Raw genomic sequence first — 21,490 nt, 5'->3', positions numbered from 1 at the left:
TGTAAAGACATTGAATTATTTTATCTTCATCACGTTCATGTTTGTTCTGGTCACGTTCATCAATCTACTCTTTTTACCGAAGCTTTCTCGTAAATTGTCTTCGAATGAACTTGTTTCTGTACTTGTTCCTATGAGGAATGAAGAAAGAAATGTGGAAGGTTTAATTGAAAGTATTAAGAAGATTGCCCATTCACCTGTTGAATTTATCATATTAGATGATGGCTCAACGGATCGTACCCCTGAACTCCTATTCCAATTAACCAAAGGGGATTCCCGCTTTAAAATCATCAACGGAAAGCCACTCCCAAAAGGATGGGTGGGGAAGGTCCATGCATGCAAGGAGCTGGGTCAGCATGCCCGAGGAACATATTATTTATTCCTTGATGCAGATGTCAGGGTGTCCCCGTCCATCATTGAGAAAGTATTGTTCCAGATGAACCAATACAATGCAGGGCTTGTAACGGGATTTCCGCAATTTCCCATACCTACTTTACTCAGTAAGATGCTGGTTCCCTTTCAACACTTCCTGGTATACTTTCATTTACCCATTGCAGTTGCCAATCATACGACGAATAAAGCATTTACCGCTGCTCACGGGGCCTTTATGTTTTTTAAGAAGGAAGCGTATGAAGAGTGCGGTGGTCATGAAGCAGTGAAATCGTCTTTATTAGAAGATGTGCATATTGCGAGGAAAGTGAAAGAAAAGGGTTGGAAGGTAACAATCGTCAACAATACATATGACGTGACATGCCATATGTATGATACCAATAAGGAAGTATGGGAGGGTTTCTTAAAAAATATTTATATAGGATTAGGGAGAACTCCAATTTCCGTTTTTCTGCTTTCCCTTTTTTACTTCGTATTTTACATATTGCCCCTTCCCCTGTTCCTATATGGATTAATGGCAGGGGAATGGAGCTATTGTGTTCCGCTGGTTGCGATATGGGTACAAACCCTCATGATTGATATTGCATCCAATCAATCCAGGTGGCATTTTCTTATCATGCCGATTGCTTCTATAAGCTTTATCATCATTATGTGGGCTTCGATGCTGCGAGGAATGAAGAAACAGGGATACGCTTGGAAGGGGAGGACCTATTCATGAAGGATATCGTCATTATTGGAGGTGGATTAGGGGGATTGTCCGCAGGTATTTCTCTCCAAAGTAAAGGCTATAATGTAACGATCATAGAAGAGAACCTTCATCCTGGAGGGAAAATGATGCCTGTTGAAATCGAGGAGTATACCTTTGATTTTGGACCTAATACCATTACCATGCCTGAAGTATTTCAATCGGTGATCAATGATGCAGGAGGAGACTCTTCTCATTATTTTCAGTTTGAAAGGCTTGTAAAACATACAAAAAATGTCTTTCACAATGGGAGAATTCTATATCAATCAGCGGACCCGGAGGAAATGATTACGGAACTTGAAAAACTCGATCCGTACGGGGCATCTCATTACAAAGAGTATTTAAGGGAAGTGGAAAAGCTATACACATTAGCCGAGCGGGGATTTTTCTATCGGGTTTTTGGTTCATGGCGGGATTACCTCGCACCGCAGCTATCCTACAGCTTTATGAAGGTCCGTCCCTTTGAAAAGATGGATCATTTTCACCGAAGGTTCTTTCAGGATGAAGATGTGTTGAAAGTGTTTAATCGTTATGCGACATATATTGGATCTTCACCATATGAGTGCCCGGCGACCTTCTCGTTGATCGGCCATCTCGAGATGAAAGAAGGGGTGTATTATACGATAGGTGGAAACCCAGAGATTGCAAAAGGCTTCTACCGATTCTTTGAAGAACTGGGAGGCAAGGTTCATCTGGGCATAAGAATAAAAGAGATTATAGTGGAGGAAAAAAGAGCAGTGGGGGTTGTAACAGAAAATGGTGAAACGGTACCTGCCCATGATGTGATTGTGAATGGGGATTTTATCACGGCTACGAAGAATCTTATTGAAGAGAAAGAGCGACCAAGCCATCCTGATAGGAAGCTGGACTCCTATGAACCTTCCATTTCCGCTTTTGTCATTTTGGCAGGGTTACGAGCCTATCAGGATTCCGTTCATCATCACCAAGTGTATTTCACAGAAGATTATCAAAAGGAGTTCTCGCAAATTTTCATGAAGAAAGAGCTGCCCAGTGACCCGACCATCTATATTAGCCATTCAGCTGCCACAGATCCTAACATCACCAAGGGAAGTAATTTATTTATTCTTGTGAATGCTCCAGCCGTCGAGGTGACTGATGAACAAGCCGAGGCGTATAAAGAGAAGATTTATCAGAAATTAGAAGAAAAGGGGCTGCCAATTCGGAACTCATTAGAAGTAGAGAGGGTATTCACGCCGAATACGATCAAACACAAATTCTCTGCCTATAAAGGCTCCCTTTATGGCCTGGCTTCCCACCGGATGACAGAAGCGTTTCTTCGCCCTTCCAACGTTAGCAAGGACATTGAACACCTCTTCTATGTTGGAGGAACGACTCATCCGGGTGGAGGATCTCCAATGGTTACAATCAGCGGAAGAAATGTAGCCAATTATATATTGAAAAGAGATAAGGTCTTATCTAATTAAATTAAATCATTACAACGTTCAACACGTTTGTTGCAGAGATTGAAAGGGTTCCGGTTGACGGAGCCTATTCTTTTGTCAAATTTTCGTAGTTCTATCCTCCAGACATTTTTGGTAAAGTGTATAATGATGAAAGATAAGGTTAGTAGAAAATCAAGTTAGGAGTTTATACATATGAGTAAACGCATTTTATTTACAGGCGGCGGATCAGCAGGCCACGTTACGGTTAATACAGCATTGATTCCACACTTTGAAAAAGAAGGATGGAAGATAACGTATATAGGATCAGAAGACGGAATCGAAAAGGAAATCATAACAGAACAATTTCCCCATATTCCTTATGAAAGCATCTCAAGCGGAAAGCTCCGAAGGTATTTTTCATGGAAAAACTTTTCAGATCCATTTCGAGTGATGAAAGGTGTGTTTGATGCTTTAAACGTCATTCGTAAGACGAAACCAGACATCATCTTTTCAAAAGGGGGATTTGTTTCCGTTCCCGTCGTCATGGCTGCTAAGATTGCAAAGGTTCCTGTAGCGATTCATGAATCGGATGTAACACCGGGACTTGCGAACAAATTAGCGGTTCCTTTTGCCACCAAAATCTTCACCACTTTTCCTGAAACGGTTCAATCACTTCCAAGTGATAAATCATTATGTGCAGGAGCGATCATTCGTGAAGAGCTGTTTACAGGAGATGCAAGTGAAGGAAAACGTTTAACCGGGTATTATGAAGACAAGCCTGTATTGATGATTATGGGTGGAAGTCTTGGTGCAAGAAAAATTAACGAAGCGGTAAGAGGGAACCTGAATGAACTCCTTTCCCATTTCCAAATCATCCACATTTGTGGGAAGGGGAATATCGAAGAAACCTATACCCAAAAAGGGTACCGGCAATATGAATTCATAAAAGGTGATCTTCCTCACTATTTAGCGATGACGGATTATGTGATCTCACGTGCAGGATCTAATTCGATCTTTGAATTTCTTGCGTTGAAAAAACCAATGTTACTGATCCCCCTATCAAGAGAAGCGAGCCGTGGAGATCAAATCCTAAACGCTAACAGCTTCGTAAAGCATGGTTATGCATTAAAACTTGAAGAAGAAGAGCTAACCGAAGAGAGCTTCCTCAAGAAAGTTAATGAGTTAAAGGAAAACAGAGATACCTATATCCACAACATGGAAAAAAGTCAAAAAGCCTATACCATACAAGACATGTATGAGGAACTTTCATCAATGTCCCGATAATAAGTCATGGTACCCTCCTTTAAGCATATAGTATATAAATGGTTGAAGGGGAGAAGGACAATGGCTTATCAATTTTCAAAAGGGTGGTACCTTCAGGAGCTTAAAAAGATGGGAATCAGTCATCATCCGTTAGAAAAAAGAAAATTGGAAAACTATAAAACCTATGTTGTAAGGAATCTGTATTTCGAGAAAGTAGCGAAAAAGAAATAAAAAATGGGAGCTGCCTGTTAGTGTGTGCTTATCTTTTGGAATGAAGATAAGCTGTCAACTATCAGCAGCTCCTTTTTTGTGAGCTATAATAATTTTTCTGCGATGATATCGTTCGTTTTCTCGCTGAATCTCTGAGAGGATAAGTCTTCATTCTTGTTCATGAATTTATTTTCGATAAGGGATTGATACCAATAAATAATGATAGAATAGCTGATCGTAAGCATGTACATATAATGGTTCTTCATCCGTTTTAATTTATATATGCCTTTATTCTCGAAAAATGAGGTAAGGGGATAGGCAAATATATAATTAATGGAGAGGTTTAAGAGCATATAGAGTGGAAAGGATCTATAGGTTAATCTGAAAACCCAAAGTGTAGCAGAAAGGAACGGACCCAGAATAAACGATAAATCACCAAGCAATTTTTCTTGTTTGCTTCCTCGAATCTCCCAAAACTTTAGAACCGAGTTACATAATGTGATGGTTGTTAGAATGAAGCTCACTAAAATCGCAGAGGGAGAAAAGCGTATGATGGTTTCCTTCTTGAGAAACAGCAGGCTTCCCCAAGATAGTACGACTAAAATAATTCGAATAGGCATTGTGAAAGCCCTCCTATAAACCTTTTTCTTCACTATATCTTTCCCGGATGTAACTTGAATTTATGTATGAAGAAAGAGAGGGGGAACTTATATGGATTGTTTTTAAAACAAAAAACCGATTTCCTCATAGGGAAATCGGTTTTTATCCTAAGCTTCCAAAGCTTGATCTTCTTCTTGGGAAGGTTGAAGCTGATATAAATAAAGTGTGTATAAGTCTTTGGGGATTTCATATAAATCATATACCTCTTCTTGAGCATTTAATTGTTCGTAAAGAGATTTTCTTGTTTCGTTCGCTTTTAGTACATATGGAAGTTTTTCTGCTGCTTTTTGGGAGCGGGTATTCACTTTGCGGATTCTCATGAATATGGTTTCCATTCCTAATTCGAAGAAAAGTTCAGCGAAGAATGCATCTTTGGCTGGTTGATTGTATCCTTTTCCATGATAGGGTTTGCCAATCCAGGTTCCCAGGAACCCAGCATTTTCTTGAATATCAAATAAGTTTATCGTTCCGATCGGGTTGCCCCATTCGTCCAAAATCGTACGGGAAATGAGTTCTCCACGCTCCTCAGCTTCAATCGTTTGTTTCGTTAAGAAGAGAAGCTCCTCATAGGAATGAGCTTTTTGACGCACGAAAGGGAAGACATCCGGGTGCACCATCAGGTCATAGAGCTCATGACACTCATGTAATTCACGTTTCTTGATCATAGTAGACCCTCCTTGAGGGCAGTCTACTTGCGTACGATCCCACCCTCGAAATTTTTAAATGGTAACTAAAAAATTTCGGGGTGGGAATCGAACCCACTAAGACCAGTCAAGAAACTGGTGGCGCACCTTTTGCCTTCCCTTCATTACAGTCGCTCAATATAAGAATTGATCGCGTCTTTGTAACCGGAAATATATTATCCATTTGTATCATATACGAAATATCTCAAAAAGGAAATAGGTAAAATGCTAAATTTTGATGAAAATTTTTAACAAATTTCTACACACTTTGATAAGCGACTTCTCCATTCACCAAGGTTACAATCGGCTTGGCCATAAAATGAAATGGATGGTGGCTCCATAGTACTAAATCGGCATCCTTGTTTACCTCTATACTACCGATGCGGTCAGATACACCAAGGTTTCTGGCAGGGAGGATGGTGATTCCCTCAAGGGCTTTATGTTCGTCCAGCCCTTCCCGAACAGCGATAGCCGCGCACATATTTAAGTACTGAATCGGAGTGTACGGGTGGTCGGTCGTAATGGACACTTCGACACCAGCTTCCGTCAATTTTTGATACGTGATCCAGCTTTTGTTTTTTAGCTCTACTTTGGATCTTCTTGTAAAGGTTGGCCCTACTGAAACCTTTAAATTTTTACCATAAAATTCTTCAGAAATGAGATGACCTTCTGTACAATGCTCGATGCGTAAATCCAAATTGAACTCGTCGGCAAACCGGACCGCAGACAGGATATCATCTGCACGGTGAGCGTGTATCCGAACAGGGATTTCACGTTTTAATGCAGATACTAAAGGTGCAACTCTGAGATCTTCGGGTTGATCACAATATTTGGCTGAGAAAAATGCTTCTCTAAGCATTCCCATAATGCCCATTCTCGTAATGGAATCGTTGTTTCCATTACTATGAATCCGTTTCGGGTTCTCCCCAAGGGCGATTTTCAATCCGGACGTTTCCTTAATCAGCATCGATCGAATCGTTGATCCATAGGTTTTGATCACAGAAGTCGTTCCACCGATTACATTTGCGCTCCCAGGCATGACATTAACTGTTGTGACACCGTACTTCAGAGCATCTTTAAAACCGGGATCTAATGGATATACGCCGTCAAAAGCCCTGATATGAGGCGTCATTGGCTCAATGGTTTCATTGGCATCATTTCCTGCCCAACCGGTGCCTTCGTCATACAACCCTAAGTGGGTATGGGAGTCGATGAAGCCCGGGAAGAGAAATTTCCCCTGGCAATCATACACTGAAGCATCGGTGAAGGACTCTATGCTTTGTGAGTGAATCTGTTTGATTTTTCCGTCTTCTATGAGTACAGAACCTTTTTGAATGGGCTTGGATGTGATGGGGTATATGGTTGCGTTCTTTAATAGTATCGAATTCATAGGTAATCCTTTCGTGGGTCTTTATTCCTTCTTATTTTAAACAATTTCATGGAAAAAAAGAAGTTAATCCTTCCTTTTGTTTCTCCAATAGGAAAAAAATAGATAGAGAACTGTTCCAACTACTGCAATGAAACTCAAAGGCTTAATATAGCGTACTCCGATTACTTCAATGTGCTCCCAGTGAGTACCCAGCTCCATCCCGATGACCATAAACAATAATGTCCAGGGAAGCATGGCTGCAAAGGTATAAAGACTAAATGTAGAAAGAGGCATTCGGGTGATGCCAGCCGGAATACTAATGGCGTGACGGACAATCGGAATAAATCGAGCGGTGAAAATGACGATGGTACCATGCTTATCAAACCACGTTTCAGCAGCCGTCAAATGCTTTTGCTGAATAAGTAGATACCTTCCATATTTTTCAAAGAAGGGGCGGCCACCATAGTAGCCAAGCCAATAGAGAAATAGTTGTGCAAGTGTGCCCCCGATGACCCCGCTAAGGAACGCTCCAATGAAGGAGAGTTTACCGGCATTCACCATAAAGCCTGCATAGCTTAATACAAGCTCGCTTGGAATCACTTCTATCATGAGTGCAAGTGCGATTCCCGCGTAACCCAAATCAGTTAATTGTGTCAAGATTTGTACGATCGATTCATGGTTCATCGTGTTCCTCCTACATAATCCCAGAGTATTGAAGAAAGAGAATCAAGAGCCCCAGAGCCCACACATAGTAGGAGAAAATTTTAAGGGAGTGCTTTTTCAAAAAATTAACCATCGTAAGGATAGCAAAGTATCCGAATACTGCGGCACTTACTGTTCCGATGGCTAAACTTGAAAAAGAGATCGCTTCAACAGTTCCTCCCATCATTTCTTTCCCTTGTAGCACGATTCCACCAAGTATGGCTGGGGTAGATAGAAGGAAGGAAAAATAAGCCGCCGTTTCCCTGTCAAGCTTCCTGAATAAGCCTGCCGCAATGGTTAATCCTGACCTTGATAACGCCGGGAAGATGGCTGCTGCTTGAAAGCTCCCGATCACCACTGCATCTGTGTAAGAAAGGTCATCGAGTTTTTTATAGCCATTTCTCACTCCATCTGCAAAATACATAATACATCCCGTTGCAAGAAACTCCCATCCGATCGTGGAACCCGTCTTTGAGATTGAGTCAAAGAAATCTTCGAACAAAAAGCCCACGATCACAGCCGGGATGGTCCCAATGATGAGTATCCATGATAATTTACTAAAGGGGTGCCTCAACATGTAGAGAAGTTCCTTTTGATACACAACAAGAACTGCGATCAACGTTCCGATATGAAGCATCGTATCCAAGAAAAGTCCAGCTTCCTGGAGTCCAAAGGTAAGCCTTCCGAGATAAAGGTGACCTGTGCTTGAGATTGGAAGGAACTCTGTTAAACCTTGTATGATTCCCAGAATAAAGGCTTCAAATTTATTCAAATCCATCACTACCTTTCTGCAAGTCCACTAAGGACAAACTCCTCTACTTAACGTATATTCCATCCTTTCACGTTTCATGAGGACTGTCCGGAAGTTTGCAGAATTTCTCTTTAAGGGTTCTCAAAAAAAAATACATGATTAGATGAAACTTTCTGACAGAGTGCACGTAAGTATAGAGGAGGATAGAATCTAACAGTCTGTTTACTCTTGTTTAGGGTGAGCGGTGAAAAGGAGGAATTTCAATATGCCGACGAAAGATGAAAGAATGATGGCAGCTCTTATTTATATATTAAGCTTCTTCACAGCATTCATTGGTCCATTGATCATCTGGCTTATTAAAAAGGATGAATCAGAGTTTGTGGACTTTCATGGAAAGGAATACTTCAACTTTCTTATTTCATATGCCGTTTATGGTTTGGTAAGCACCATTTTGATGGTGGTGCTGATTGGATTTGTTCTGGCTCCTGTCGTGGGTGTCCTGGCCTTGATCTTTACGATATTGGGAGCGATCAGAGCCTATGAGGGAGAGCATTATAGAATTCCGACGGTCTTTCGATTACTTAAATAAGCAGCTGGGAACTCATGAGCATTCATGGGTTCTTTTTTCTGTTCCATTAAGGCTCTTCTCATAAACATTGTTGCTCTTAAAAAAGCGAGTAGTGGTTGATTTCCGCTCCAGGTGCTCGCTTTCCGCGGGGCGTGAGTTGAGACTCCTCGGGCATTGCCCTGCGGGGTCTCAACTTTCCCGCAATTCCCGCAGGAGTCGAGCACCTTCCGCTCCAATCAACTTTCTCAGTATGTTTTTTTAATAAAATCTAATTTAAATCAACAAACTTTTAGCAAGTTACCTCTTTAATGGTCGCGTACTAGAAATTCTGTTTTCTATTAGTTTGTTTTTGTCACCTTTTAGCTCTGTCATGAAATCCTCTTATAGATGGGGAGGGGAACTGCGTAGACTCCTGCGGAAGAACGAGCGTGCCGAGACCCCGTTCGGCTAAGCTGAGGAGGCTCGGCCGAACGTCCGCGGAAAGCGAAGCGGTTCCCCTCACCTTCCAGCACACACTAATGGACAGAGCCTAAGCATACCCTCTGATAATAAATAACAGTATTTGCGAAAAGAAATGAGCCTTCATTAAAGTGAATTTTAGAAATAAAGTGTTGACAAAAATATCGGAATATTGATAGTTTTATAAAAATGTCTTTCCGTTTAGAAGGATAGGTTTGTCCCCGAAAGGAGCGTATCAAAATGACGAGGGTGGATAATAAAGAGAGAGTGCTTAGGCTGATGGGTATATTGAGTGAAGAAACCGATGAGGATCATGAGTTGAGTTTGGATGATATCATTAACCGTTTTAAGCAGATGTTTGGCCCTGAGGTGAAATTGAACAAAAATTCATTAAAAGATGATCTTGAGCATCTTATCAGAAATAATTTCGATGTCACCATAAACCAGGAAAAAGAAGGGCTGCCTAAATATTATAGTCATCAGTATCGCCTGTTCGAGCTATATGAACTTCGCATGCTCATCGATGCAGTCGTTTCCGCCAAATTTATATCAAAGAAGGAAACGAGACAGCTGACTGGAAAAATAAAGAGGCTCACAAGTCTTCATCAAGGGAAAAAGCTGCATAATGAAATTCAAATCGATTCCTCCATTAAAAGTGAAAGTCCCTATATTCGTCTCGCTATCCATGATATTCATGAAGCAATAGCAGAACGTAGAATGATTACGTTCCAATATGGTCGATACGATGTGAAGAAACAGTTTAATTTGAGTCATGAAGGAAAGCTTTATAAGGTGAAGCCCTATGCCCTTGCATGGGCAAATGATTTCTACTATCTGATTGCCTATTATTTTGAAGCAGACGAAATCCGCCACTACCGTGTGGATCGATTAAGGAATGTAGAACCCCTTTCTGAAACCTTTCCATATCAACCCTTTGATGTATCTAAGTATGTACAATCCACCTTTCATATGTTTGCAGGTGATGAAGAATGGATTAAAGTTTCATTTCAAAACCACCTCATCAATGTGATCATCGATAAGTTCGGAAAGGATGTAGATATTCAAAGAGATGGTGAAGACCATTTTATTCTAACTACAAAAGCCCGTGTCAGTAGTGGACTAGTGAACTGGATCTTAAATTTTGGCAGTCAGGCGAGAGTCATATCTCCGCCTTCACTAGTCGAAACCGTCAAAACGGAAGTTTCTAAGCTGCATTCTTTATATCATTCGGGATAAAGGAGCACTGATTCTCTTTGCTTTTAGAGGGTCAGTGCTTTTTGCGGTTTTTAGCCTCTAAAATTTCTTGAAAAAATATTAAACGAATTTCTTCTTTCTCCGTCTTATCATTGAAAAACAAAAGGAGGAATTGAAGATGAACGAATTACAAGAAGTATTTCAGTCAATAAATTGGGGACTTATTGCTCCTGTCATCCTTATTCAACTCATACTCATGGTGGTTGCGGTGATTGATGTGATCCGGATTCAAGCAACGAATGGTCCTAAATGGCTATGGGTTCTCATTATCCTGTTTATCAACATTATCGGGCCGGTCGTATATTTCATTTTTGGAAGGAGGCATGATGGATGAATGTAATAGAAGTATGTTCTTTAGAAAAGAAGTATAGGGAAAAGCTGGCCGTAAAGAACCTTACCTTTCAATTAAAACAAGGTCGTTGTACAGCTCTTCTTGGTCCCAATGGAGCAGGGAAAACCACTACAATAAATATGCTAGCAGGGCTAATTACACCTACTGATGGATCAATTTCAACAAGCGTAACCTCTAAAGATATACGGCAAATGATCGGCTACCTGCCCCAATATCCTTCCTTTTTTGAATGGATGACAGGAAAAGAATTTCTCACCTTTTCCGGTGAAATAGCCGGTTTAACGAGGGAAACATCTCAAAATCGAGGTGAAGAACTTTTAGAGCTAGTCGGTTTGCTGGAAGGAAAGAATCGAAGAATTGGCCAGTATTCAGGTGGGATGAAGCAGCGATTGGGGATAGCTCAAGCCCTTATTCATCAGCCAAAGCTCCTAATCCTTGATGAACCGGTATCTGCCTTAGATCCTTTCGGGAGAAGAGAAGTGCTGGAGCTGTTGAAAATGTTAAAAAAGGAAACGACGATCCTTTTTTCTACACATATTTTAAATGATGCAGAACAAGTATGCGAGGATGTGTTGTTTTTGCACGAGGGAGTCCTGATCGAACAAGGACCCCTGGAAGAGATAAAGGCAAGGCATCAAACAACAAGACTAAATCTGTATTTTAAAGAAGGAAGCGAAAAATATAAACCGTATCTGCTGCAAAAAGATTGGGTTCATCATCTTATCTCAGATGGAGATCGACTATCCTTTGAAGTAAGTGAACTGGAAAGGGATAGAGCGAGAATCTTTTCTATGATCTCAGAACACCAATGGGGGGTAACTAAATTTGAAACAAGTGAACAGAGCCTGGAGGAATTGTTCATGGAGGTGATCAAAAAATGAAAATATTCTGGGTTTTATTAAGAAAAGAAATGCGGGAACTAACACGGAATTATAAAATGATCTGGATGCCAATCGTATTCATTTTATTTGGGTTAACAGAGCCTTTAACGGCATTTTATTTACCAGACATTATTAATTCAGTAGGAGATCTGCCGGAAGGAACGGTCATCAGTATTCCAACGCCATCATCTGGAGAAGTGTTATTATCGACTATCAGCAAGTTTAGTACCTTTGGCGTCCTCATCATCGTATTAGGATTTATGGGAATGATCGCAGGAGAGAGAAAGAGCGGAAATGCTATTATGGTATTGGTGAAGCCCGTCTCCTACACAGCTTATATTTATTCCAAATGGTTGGCTGCATTTGTTCTGGTGTGGGTCTCTTATGGTCTTGGGATGATATCCAGCTGGTATTATATTCAGGTATTATTTAACGGGATTGGTTTTACAGCATTCGTACATGGCTTCCTCGTCTACGGCTTGTGGCTTACCTTTATCTTAACACTGGTCGTCTTCTTTAGTAGTTTAGTAAAAATGCCTGGCCTGGCAGGATTCTTTACGATCGGGATCGCCATATTCTTAACCTTTGTGTCAGGGTACATGACAAGAACCTTAAAGTGGTCCCCAGGTCAGCTACCCAGCTATGTAAATGAAATCATCCTTCATAGCACGTGGCCGGATCACCTGACAGGGACCATTATCCTCACTACAATCTTTTGCCTGGCCATCCTGCTCATATCACCACCTATCTATAAGAAAAAAGATTTGATCTGACCAAACAGAGCTCCATTTTTAGAGGGACGGACCTCAAGTAAAAGGATTACCTTATTTTATGTCGAATGATGGTGATAGAAGGGAGTGGGCTGCATGATAGAACTTCAATACACCCATAAAGTTAACAAATTGATTCAAAACGCTCATATGATTGCCGAAAGGAATCATCATACAAGCATTCAAAGCATGGATTTCTTTTTAGGAGCGGCTCACGTAAAAGAAGGTACTCTCAGGGAGATGTATCACCTTATGGAACCCTTTATGGAACAGATAGAAAACATATCTACTATCATTCCTTCAGAGCCACCTGATACAGAGCGAATTGATTGCTTTTCCATTCCTTTATCAACACACGCAAGAAAGGTATGGAACACATCGATTGGAGTCATGAAACGATACAATCAAACGTTTTTAAATGAAGGTCATATTATTAAAGCGTTTTACGCCCATCTTCCAGAACACCCTCAATTGCAAAAAGAACTCAATGCAATCCCTCATGAAAGGATTATCCGATCTGTTACTACAGCCCGGGATTTGACGGTTTATTTATTGAACAAAGATTGGAAATATGAAGTAAACCCTGCTGTCCAAGTTAGCCCTGTACAGGGTGAAGATGAAAAAGAGTTATTGGTATGGGTAGAGGAGCATTTCGGAGGATCGTGGTCAAAAACGTTGTTAAAAGCCTTTCAATCATCAGGGGAATGCATCCCGATTATCAAAGCGGAAGAAGAAGGTGAATTAATTGGATTCGCAGCCTTTGATGCCTATAAAAATAAAAAAGGAATTTACGGACCGATGGGGGTTCTCCCACACACCCGTCATAAAGGAGTGGGAAAAGCACTCCTTTATAATGCATTACAGTGCATGCAAGAGAAAGGGTATATGTATGCCGTTTTAAAAGAAGCTGGACCCATTGAATTTTATGAAAAAATGTGTAACGCTAAACTTATTCCTGTGGAGAATGATGAATGAGAGACCGAGTCGGAATCATCAAGAATGAAATCATTAAGTGGCTTAATCAGTGAGCAAGTTAGTACACATTCTTACTAATTTGTGGGAAAATATAGTCATTTATTCGATACCGGTGACGAAAACTCTTGCATCTTTAGGGAGGTAGACAAGAAGATGATGATTGAAAACACAGGCCTCGTTCTCGAAGGTGGAGGAATGAGAGGGATATACACGGCAGGAGCACTGGAATACTTCCTGGAAAAAGGCATTGAATTTCCTTATGTAATCGGAGTATCTGCGGGTGCATGTAATGCAGCATCCTATTTATCTAAGCAAAATGGACGCAATAAAAAGGTGAATGTAGACTTTATACGTGACCCGAAATATTTATCTTGGCGAAACTATTGGAAAACAGGAGAGTTATTTGGAATGGATTATGTGTTTGATGAAATTCCGAATAAGCTGGTCCCTTTCGATTATGAAGCTTTTCACTCTAATTCAACGGAATTTATTGTCGGTACCACAGATTGTCATACCGGAAAACCGGCGTATTTCTCAAGAAGAGACTATGGGGAGGAGCTTCTTACGATTATCCGTGCGTCAAGTTCCCTGCCATTCGTCGCTCCGATCGTGGAGTTTGAATCCCGTCATCTTCTCGATGGAGGAATAAGTGACCCAGTTCCCATCGAAAAAGCTGAGCAGGACGGATTTAAGAAAAATATAGTCATTCTAACTAGAAACAGTGGCTATTATAAAAAGCCTTCACGCTTTTCTTTTCTTGTGAAAAGAAAGTATCCTCAATACCCTGAATTACATAAAACGATGATGAACCGTTACTTGCTTTACAATCACACAATCAAAGAACTAGAAAGGAGAGAAAAGAATGGGGATGTGCTGATTATCCAACCCCAACATCCATTAAAAGTAAGCCGTATTGAAAAAAATCCACAAAAGCTGGACGAATTGTACTGGCAAGGCTATCACGATGCAGAGTCAAAAGATAAAAAAATAATGGAATGGAATCGCTCAGCCACTCCAGTGCACTCATAACATATAAGCCAACGAAAGACAGAAAGTCTTCTCATCTCTTATTTGAAGGTTCTGCAAGCGTTGGCTTTTTCTATTTGAATGGTCTATTTAAGGTATTTTCACATACATATGATAGAGATTCCTTGAAAGGACGAGCATTTCATGAACCTCTATCAAATCTACAAAAATGAACAATATACGTTGCTTTATCGCAGTATCATGTATTTTCTTATAGGTGTAGGAATGCTGATGGTGACTCAACAATTATATTATTTCCCCCTGTTAATCTTTATACCTGCGTTTTCAAATCTATATCTCAGCTTTAGTATGAAGAAGGAACTAAAGAAAGCGAACCGACTATTTTATGAGAAAATCCCTGTTTCCCAGCATGCATTAATCGGGGTTCAAACGAAAGAGGGTTCATATTACTTAAAAACGAATGGATGGTCAGAATACTTTATTCAAAGAATGTCCTTGATCAACAATCCAAAACATTACATGTTTCACCGGCAAAATAAACACCCGATGGCAATTTTTCAATGGAGCAGAACCTTGAAAATTGATCAGCGAGGAGCCCGAAAGATTTTTCACTTGAAATATCAGAGCTCTACTGCTATCGAATGGCGAAGTGACGAGGGTGACACAATTATCATTTATAAAGGAAACAAACGATGGATATTGAATTATAATAAAAAAAATTATTTGTCCTTACAAAAAGGATATCTTCCTCAAAGTGTCCAACAGCTATTCGACTATCACCATAGCTATGTTTCATTTTATGAAGCATATAGCGAAGAACTTGATTGGCTTCTTATTTTCCTATGGTATGTAGACAGCGATTATTTTCTTACCACATAGTAATCCTTTTTCCCCAGATGGGAATGCTAAATAGGAATGTTCGTGGAGGTGAGATGATGAATGCCGATTACAAACCATGTTTAACGGCTTTGCAACGATGTCTGGAAGCATGTAATGTATGCTATCATGCATCCCTTAAGGAAGAAAAAGCGATGATGATGTGCATAGAGCTGGACCGGGAATGCGCAGATATATGTTCGTATACTATAAATACCATGCAGCGAAGCAGTAAGTTTGTTCAACAAATTCTGGTCGTCTGTGCAGAAATCTGTGATGCGTGCGGAACAGAATGCAATTCTTATGATCAGCAACATTGTAAGGACTGCGCTAAAGCCTGTTTTGAATGTGCGGAAGAATGCAGGAAGCTATTAGCATAATAAATGTAGAGATGCTTCTATTTAATAGAGGCATTCTTTTTTATTTTTGTAGCATTTTCTTAGTGCTCGCAGGCAGAAATAGAGAGATGTTTCTAATATATATTCAAAAAATTAATACAAAAATAAGTTTTTAGAGCTCCTTACATGATTTCATTTAGGAAACTATGATAGAATAATGATAATCGAATAGGTTTCCTTCGGGGCAGGGTGAAATTCCCTACCGGCGGTGATGAGCGCATGCTCTTAGTCCGTGACCCGGCTAATGAAAATTAGACGGTGGATTTGGTGAAATTCCAAAGCCGACAGTGATAGTCTGGATGGGAGAAGGACCGGCAGTATTTACTTGATGCAGGCGCGAGAAGTCTACCTTTTTTATGGGGATTATGTTTCCGAAAAAAAGAAATCATGTGAATACTTTATTCAGTCATGCCAACTTCCCCCAAGTAAAAAATTACTTGGGGTTTATTTATTTTTGAATAATATTAAACGAGAAGGGAGGTAAAACGTTTGAACGACTCAAAATATATGAAGCTTGCCCTCTCTATGGCAAAGACCACACAAGGTCAAACATCACCAAATCCTGCCGTTGGAGCGGTTGTGGTGAAAAATGGAGAAGTCGTTGGGATGGGTGCGCACCTAAAAGCAGGAGAAGGTCACGCAGAGGTTCATGCCATAAAGATGGCAGGAGAAAAGGCGAAGGGAAGTGACGTATATGTTACGCTGGAACCATGTTCTTATTACGGGAAAACACCTCCCTGTTCAGAGCTTCTGATTTCAAGCGGAGTGAGGCGGGTCCATATTGCAAGTACAGATCCAAATCCCCTTGTCGCGGGAAGGGGAATTCAACAATTGAGAGATGAAGGCATAGAAGTACTGGTTGGAGAGCTTGAAGAAGAAGCCATCGAACTAAATAAGCACTTCTTCCATTTCATTCAATACGGCACGCCTTATATAACCCTTAAGACAGCTGTTACATTAGACGGGAAAACAGCTTCAGCTTCAGGAGATAGCAAATGGATTACCTCAGAAGCTTCACGCACAGATGTCCACTATGATCGTCACCGGCATGACGCGATATTAGTAGGAGTCAATACCGTTATTCAGGACAACCCACACCTTACCACCCGTTTGCCCCAAGGTGGAAAAAACCCCATTCGAATAATATTAGATACCTTTTTACGAACACCTCTCCACTCCCATGTAGTGGAAGACTCAGAAAGCAGGACGCTCATCTTCACGGGCAGTACTGTCAACGAAGAACAGAAGAAGCCCTATATGGAATCAGGCTGTGAAATCATCACCCTTTCAGAGGAAAGGATAGACATTCACACAGTGTTAAAAGAACTGGGTGCCCGGAATATCGGATCCCTCTATGTAGAAGGTGGATCTACTATTCACTCCTCCTTTTTAAAGGAAAAAGTCTTTCAGGAATTGGTTATGTATATGTCTCCCAAGCTTGTAGGCGGAAGCTCTGCCTTCACCAGTTTTGGAGGGGAAGGTTTCCCGACCATTGCAGAAGGTCTTGAAATGGAGATTAAGAGTCTTGAACGAGTAGGAAAGGACATTAAAATTGTTGCTATGCCTAAGATTTAACCTTTATTGAAAGGAGGAGAAAGGGATGTTTACTGGAATCATTGAAGAAATCGGGTCAATTGAACGCATGAAAAAATCCTCCTCATCCATGGAACTCACGATAACAGCGGGCCGCGTGCTAGAAGACGTTCATATTGGAGATAGCATCAGTGTGAATGGTGTCTGTTTAACCGTTACTTCATTCACCTCCAGGCAATTTCAAGTGGATGTGATGCCTGAAACCTTTGAAGGTACAACGCTGCGAAATCTGTCCCATGGTTCTAAAGTCAACCTGGAGAGGGCGATGGCTGCAAACGGTCGTTTCGGAGGGCATTTCGTTAATGGGCATGTCGATGGAGTAGGGACGATTGTTAGAGTAGAGAAGGTTGAAAATGCCTGGTATATGGACATTACTATTCCGGAAAATCAGAGTCATTTATTTATCATGAAGGGCTCTGTCGCAATAGACGGCACTTCCCTTACTGTGTTTGATGTGAAAAATAATACCATTACGATTTCGTTGATCCCACAAACCAGAGGTGACACGGTTCTTGGTGAAAAGAAAGTAGGGGACCGTGTCAACATTGAATGTGACGTAATGGCGAAATATTTTCATCGTTTCTATGAAGCAAAGGAACAATCTAAGAGTACTTCAAGTGGCATCAGCTATGATTTTTTAACTCAAAATGGTTTCGCTGACTAATAGGAGGGGTTGCCCCATGTTTAATAAGATTGAAGAAGCTCTGGAAGATTTACAAGCAGGTAAAGTCGTCATCGTTGTTGATGACGAAAACCGTGAGAATGAGGGAGACTTTATTGCCCTGGCGGATAAAGCCACTCCTGAAGTCATTAATTTTATGGCTAAAGAAGGAAGAGGCTTAATTTGTGCCCCTATAACAGAGGAGATTGCACAAAAACTAAAGCTTGCACCGATGACGATGTCAAATACAGATCCTCATGGAACGGCCTTTACCATTTCAGTCGATCATAAATCAGCTACTACTGGAATTAGTGCATTTGAGAGATCGACCACCATACAGGAATTATTGAACCCGGTCTCAATGCCAGAGGACTTTAAAAGACCCGGTCACGTATTTCCCCTTGTCGCCAAAAAAGGCGGAGTACTAAAACGGGCAGGACACACAGAAGCCGCCATCGATTTGGCTGTTCTGTCAGGTGCACAACCATCAGGCGTCATTTGTGAAATCATGAATGAAGACGGCACGATGGCAAGAGTACCTGAATTAATGAAACTGGCTGATAGATGGGATCTTAAAATCATCTCTATTGAAGATCTTATCAGGTACAGACGTAAAAAAGAAAAGCTTGTGACGAGAGAAGTGGAAATTGAACTTCCAACCGAATTCGGAAACTTCAAGGCAGTTGCTTACACAGAAAACCTTACAGGAAAAGAACATATCGCACTTGTGAAAGGAGAGTTGACCGAGGGTGAAGATGTACTCGTTCGCGTTCACTCAGAATGCCTGACAGGTGATGTATTCGGTTCCAATCGCTGTGATTGTGGACCGCAGCTTGCCACAGCACTTACCCAGATTGAAGAGCATGGAAAAGGTGTACTGCTTTATATGAGACAAGAAGGCCGTGGGATTGGTTTAATCAACAAATTGAAGGCCTATAAGCTACAGGAAGAAGGCTATGACACCGTTGAAGCTAATCAAAAACTGGGCTTTGGTGATGACTTGAGGGAATATGGAATCGGAGCACAGATACTGAGAGATTTAGGCATAACAAAGATGCGTCTACTGACCAATAATCCTAGAAAAATTGCCGGAATCAACGGGTACGGATTAGAAATCACAGATCGAGTGCCGATTCAAATGCCGGCGAAATTCGAAAATGAAAAGTATTTAAAAACAAAGCATGCTAAGCTGGGACATTTACTTAAATTTTAGGAGGAATATACAATGAAAACAATTTATGAAGGTAATTTAGTCGGATCAGGGTTAAGGGTTGCCATTGTCGTTTCACGTTTCAATGAGTTCATCACATCAAAGCTTCTGGGTGGGGCGGAAGATGCATTAAAGCGCCACGGAGTTGAAGAAGGAAATGTTTCTGTCACTTGGGTTCCAGGTGCATTTGAAATTCCTATGATAGCCAAAAAACTTGCTCGTTCAGGGAAATATGATGCCGTTGTTACACTTGGAACGGTCATCCGCGGAGCAACCGCTCATTTTGAATACGTAAGCGGAGAAGTTGCAAAAGGAGTGGCCAATCTAAGCCTGCAGGAGGATGTACCTGTCATCTTCGGAGTCTTAACAACTGACACAATCGAGCAGGCCATCGAAAGAGCCGGCACAAAAGCAGGAAACAAGGGATGGGAAGCAGCGGTATCAGCCATTGAAATGGCCAATTTGATTCGTGAGATAGATAAGTAAAAATTTTCAACCAGGCCAAGCCTCCATTTTGGGGGGCTTGGCTTTCTACGAGGGCCGGACCTGAGGAATATGTGGATAAATTTGTGAAACGGCTGGATTAATCTCCAAAACGGCCGGATTTTTCACAAAAGCCGCCGGATTATTCACAAAAGCGGCTGGATTCTGTTCCAATTCGGCCGGATTCCAGAAACTACGGAGTCAGTTATGCGGACTGGCCGAATTGGATGAACTTGTAAAACGGCTGAATTCCTGGTGACTTTGGCTGGATAAGTCACGATAACGGCCGGATTTTTCACAAAAGCCGCCGGATTCCTTCACATTTCGGCCGAATCCCTGATCGTGATACCAACCAAAAACCCCGCCGTCTGTATCCATCAAAATACATATTGGCAAACGTCAGACCTTTTGCTAGAATAGTATTTTGTGGCTCCCCTTATTATGGGAGGAGCGGGTAGGGAGAGGGCAGTTTTATAGGAAGATTATAATATGAAAGCACGTGGAGGTATTTTTCAATTAAAGAATCACGGTACCACGATGAAGCAGGAGATGATGGCTGGAGCAATCGGTTATTTCACGATTGTGTACATCATCGCTGTGAATGCTTTAATTCTTTCTGAAGCTGGAATTCCATTTGAAGGAGCGGTCATGGCAACCATTCTTGCCTCCTTCGTTGGGTGTTTGGTGATGGCCTTTTGGGCGAATGCACCGATCCTTCTGGTTCCAGGCATGGGAATTAATGCGATGTTTACGTTTACACTCGTAAAATCATCCGGCTTAACGTGGCAGGAAGCTCTTGCTGTAGTAGTGATTTCAGGAATACTCTTTATGATCATTGCATTTACAAAGCTTTCAAAAGTATTATCAGAAGCCATACCCAAAACATTAAAGGAAGCAATCACAGTAGGATTAGGAATGTTTCTAATGTTTATCGGTCTTGAAAAAGGCGGTCTTATCCAAAGAGGAGACAGTGCCATTATCATGATTGGTGATTTTGGGGAACTAAAAGTGCTGGCGACGGTGCTGACTTTCCTGGTGACAATATTTTTGTTTGTTCGAAATGTGAAAGGTCAATTTTTATGGAGTATTGCCTTCGGGACAATGCTGGGATTCATCTTTGGAATCGAGCCATCCATTCAATCAAGCTCTTTCCAATTGAGTGAATACAGTCAGGTTTTCGGTCAAATTTCCTTTAGTGCCATTATGGAAATACCGTTTTGGATTGCGGTTTTTTCCGTTACAATGGTGCTGGTATTTGAGAACATCGGTCTTGTTCATGGACATACGGATATGATCGATCAACCTCATAAATACTCTAAGGCGTTTCAAGCGAATGCTTTTTCTGCCTTTACATCAGGGTTCTTCGGAACGAGTCCTACAGTTTCGACGGTGGAAAGTGCTGCCGCCATGACAGCGGGTGGCCGAACAGGATTAACATCTTTGACTACTGGAGTATTATTTTTAGGATCCGTATTATTTATTCCGTATTTGAAGTGGATTCCAGACCATGCCATCGCTCCAATTCTGATCATCATTGGCGGTTTAATGATTCAAAATATACGACATATGGATCTTCGTGATTTAACAGAGGCATTTCCTGCAATCTTCATTATTGCAATGATTCCGTTTACGTACAGTATTGCTGACGGAATTGCCATCGGTTTTATTCTTTATCCCATTTTGAAGTTGGCTACGGGTAAAGCGAGAGAAGTATCCATTCCTCTATATATTATTGCTGCATTGTTCCTTATGAACTTTTTTGTTCATTCGATTCATTAAAGCGGTAAAGAACTCAAGTAGAATTGCACATCATAGCGATTTTAATCACATGTGATGGTCAGTCTGCTTGA

General features: G+C 41.0%; 24 protein-coding genes and 1 riboswitch. Of the genes, 18 read left to right on the top strand and 6 right to left on the bottom strand.

Annotated elements, in window-relative coordinates:
- Positions 1–10 precede the first annotated feature (10 nt).
- The 4 genes from AAEM60_RS13385 to AAEM60_RS13370 all read left to right on the top strand — a co-directional run bounded on the left by AAEM60_RS13385 (position 11) and on the right by AAEM60_RS13370 (position 4,029).
- Positions 11–1,105, top strand: coding sequence for a glycosyltransferase family 2 protein (locus AAEM60_RS13385; protein ID WP_341356497.1), 1,095 nt, complete (start codon positions 11–13; stop codon positions 1,103–1,105).
- Positions 1,102–2,577, top strand: a complete 1,476-nt coding sequence (crtI, locus tag AAEM60_RS13380; RefSeq protein ID WP_299737678.1) for a phytoene desaturase family protein — start codon at positions 1,102–1,104, stop codon at positions 2,575–2,577. Before AAEM60_RS13385 ends, crtI begins: the two co-directional genes overlap by 4 nt.
- A 171-nt stretch (positions 2,578–2,748) precedes the next feature.
- Positions 2,749–3,819, top strand: a complete 1,071-nt coding sequence (locus AAEM60_RS13375; protein ID WP_299737676.1) for an undecaprenyldiphospho-muramoylpentapeptide beta-N-acetylglucosaminyltransferase — start codon at positions 2,749–2,751, stop codon at positions 3,817–3,819.
- A 60-nt stretch (positions 3,820–3,879) separates the two neighbouring features.
- On the top strand, positions 3,880–4,029 hold the full coding sequence (locus tag AAEM60_RS13370) for a DUF2639 domain-containing protein (RefSeq protein ID WP_299737674.1): 150 nt from the start codon (positions 3,880–3,882) through the stop codon (positions 4,027–4,029).
- A gap of 83 nt (positions 4,030–4,112) precedes the next feature.
- Here the strand turns inward: AAEM60_RS13370 and AAEM60_RS13365 are convergent, their stop codons facing one another.
- The 5 genes from AAEM60_RS13365 to AAEM60_RS13345 all read right to left on the bottom strand — a co-directional run bounded on the left by AAEM60_RS13365 (position 4,113) and on the right by AAEM60_RS13345 (position 8,194).
- Entirely contained in the window at positions 4,113–4,628 is a 516-nt protein-coding gene (locus AAEM60_RS13365; protein ID WP_299737672.1) for a hypothetical protein, read from the bottom strand.
- Positions 4,629–4,775: 147 nt separating this feature from the next.
- The gene (locus AAEM60_RS13360) at positions 4,776–5,333 is read right to left on the bottom strand and encodes a GNAT family N-acetyltransferase (protein WP_299737670.1); all 558 of its coding nucleotides are present in this window, start codon (positions 5,331–5,333) and stop codon (positions 4,776–4,778) included.
- A 277-nt stretch (positions 5,334–5,610) separates the two neighbouring features.
- Complete coding sequence (locus tag AAEM60_RS13355) at positions 5,611–6,741, bottom strand: amidohydrolase (protein WP_341356496.1); 1,131 nt, start codon at positions 6,739–6,741, stop codon at positions 5,611–5,613.
- 63 nt (positions 6,742–6,804) lie between these two features.
- A complete protein-coding gene (locus AAEM60_RS13350) occupies positions 6,805–7,404 on the bottom strand; it encodes a DedA family protein (RefSeq protein WP_299737666.1) in 600 nt (199 codons plus the stop codon).
- Positions 7,405–7,414: 10 nt separating this feature from the next.
- Positions 7,415–8,194 (bottom strand): undecaprenyl-diphosphate phosphatase, encoded by a 780-nt coding sequence (locus AAEM60_RS13345; protein ID WP_299737664.1) that lies wholly within the window; start codon positions 8,192–8,194, stop codon positions 7,415–7,417.
- Positions 8,195–8,438: 244 nt separating this feature from the next.
- On the opposite strand from AAEM60_RS13345, the gene AAEM60_RS13340 reads away from it, so the two are divergent.
- From AAEM60_RS13340 to ribE (AAEM60_RS13280), 13 genes are all read left to right on the top strand, one after another.
- Positions 8,439–8,762, top strand: a complete 324-nt coding sequence (locus AAEM60_RS13340) for a DUF4870 domain-containing protein (protein WP_148969340.1) — start codon at positions 8,439–8,441, stop codon at positions 8,760–8,762.
- A 678-nt stretch (positions 8,763–9,440) separates the two neighbouring features.
- Positions 9,441–10,436, top strand: a complete 996-nt coding sequence (locus AAEM60_RS13335; protein ID WP_299737653.1) for a WYL domain-containing protein — start codon at positions 9,441–9,443, stop codon at positions 10,434–10,436.
- Between the two features lie 136 nt (positions 10,437–10,572).
- Positions 10,573–10,788 carry a PLD nuclease N-terminal domain-containing protein gene (locus AAEM60_RS13330; RefSeq protein WP_299737651.1) on the top strand — a complete coding sequence of 72 codons (216 nt, stop codon included), beginning with the start codon at positions 10,573–10,575 and terminating at the stop codon, positions 10,786–10,788.
- Positions 10,785–11,687, top strand: coding sequence for an ABC transporter ATP-binding protein (locus AAEM60_RS13325; protein WP_299737649.1), 903 nt, complete (start codon positions 10,785–10,787; stop codon positions 11,685–11,687). Before AAEM60_RS13330 ends, AAEM60_RS13325 begins: the two co-directional genes overlap by 4 nt.
- Positions 11,684–12,460, top strand: coding sequence for an ABC transporter permease subunit (locus tag AAEM60_RS13320; RefSeq protein WP_341356495.1), 777 nt, complete (start codon positions 11,684–11,686; stop codon positions 12,458–12,460). The genes AAEM60_RS13325 and AAEM60_RS13320 overlap by 4 nt, the downstream gene beginning before the upstream one ends.
- 93 nt (positions 12,461–12,553) lie before the next feature.
- Positions 12,554–13,432 (top strand): GNAT family N-acetyltransferase, encoded by an 879-nt coding sequence (locus AAEM60_RS13315; RefSeq protein WP_341356494.1) that lies wholly within the window; start codon positions 12,554–12,556, stop codon positions 13,430–13,432.
- 156 nt (positions 13,433–13,588) lie between these two features.
- Positions 13,589–14,461 (top strand): patatin family protein, encoded by an 873-nt coding sequence (locus AAEM60_RS13310; RefSeq protein WP_341358002.1) that lies wholly within the window; start codon positions 13,589–13,591, stop codon positions 14,459–14,461.
- A gap of 141 nt (positions 14,462–14,602) precedes the next feature.
- A complete protein-coding gene (locus tag AAEM60_RS13305; RefSeq protein ID WP_299737643.1) occupies positions 14,603–15,298 on the top strand; it encodes a hypothetical protein in 696 nt (231 codons plus the stop codon).
- 53 nt (positions 15,299–15,351) lie between these two features.
- Positions 15,352–15,675: a four-helix bundle copper-binding protein gene (locus AAEM60_RS13300; RefSeq protein WP_341356493.1), complete on the top strand. Its 324-nt coding sequence runs from the start codon at positions 15,352–15,354 to the stop codon at positions 15,673–15,675.
- A gap of 189 nt (positions 15,676–15,864) precedes the next feature.
- A riboswitch (FMN riboswitch) is annotated at positions 15,865–16,008 on the top strand.
- A gap of 174 nt (positions 16,009–16,182) precedes the next feature.
- A complete protein-coding gene (gene ribD / locus AAEM60_RS13295) occupies positions 16,183–17,268 on the top strand; it encodes a bifunctional diaminohydroxyphosphoribosylaminopyrimidine deaminase/5-amino-6-(5-phosphoribosylamino)uracil reductase RibD (RefSeq protein ID WP_341356492.1) in 1,086 nt (361 codons plus the stop codon).
- A gap of 25 nt (positions 17,269–17,293) precedes the next feature.
- On the top strand, positions 17,294–17,950 hold the full coding sequence (ribE, locus tag AAEM60_RS13290; protein WP_341356491.1) for a riboflavin synthase: 657 nt from the start codon (positions 17,294–17,296) through the stop codon (positions 17,948–17,950).
- 16 nt (positions 17,951–17,966) lie between these two features.
- Positions 17,967–19,160 (top strand): bifunctional 3,4-dihydroxy-2-butanone-4-phosphate synthase/GTP cyclohydrolase II, encoded by a 1,194-nt coding sequence (locus AAEM60_RS13285; RefSeq protein WP_299737634.1) that lies wholly within the window; start codon positions 17,967–17,969, stop codon positions 19,158–19,160.
- Positions 19,161–19,172: 12 nt separating this feature from the next.
- Positions 19,173–19,643, top strand: coding sequence for a 6,7-dimethyl-8-ribityllumazine synthase (ribE, locus tag AAEM60_RS13280; protein WP_044336602.1), 471 nt, complete (start codon positions 19,173–19,175; stop codon positions 19,641–19,643).
- 198 nt (positions 19,644–19,841) lie between these two features.
- On the opposite strand, the gene AAEM60_RS13275 is transcribed toward ribE (AAEM60_RS13280), so the two are convergent.
- Entirely contained in the window at positions 19,842–20,036 is a 195-nt protein-coding gene (locus AAEM60_RS13275) for a hypothetical protein (RefSeq protein WP_299737630.1), read from the bottom strand.
- Positions 20,037–20,129: 93 nt separating this feature from the next.
- Between AAEM60_RS13275 and AAEM60_RS13270 the strand changes: the two genes are divergently transcribed.
- The gene (locus AAEM60_RS13270) at positions 20,130–21,419 is read left to right on the top strand and encodes an NCS2 family permease (RefSeq protein WP_299737628.1); all 1,290 of its coding nucleotides are present in this window, start codon (positions 20,130–20,132) and stop codon (positions 21,417–21,419) included.
- Positions 21,420–21,490: the final 71 nt, after the last annotated feature.

This window comes from Rossellomorea sp. y25, from assembly GCF_038049935.1.
Classification (GTDB): domain Bacteria; phylum Bacillota; class Bacilli; order Bacillales; family Bacillaceae_B; genus Rossellomorea.
Note: the sequence above shows the minus strand (reverse complement) of the source record. Positions and strands in the feature narration are given on the sequence as shown.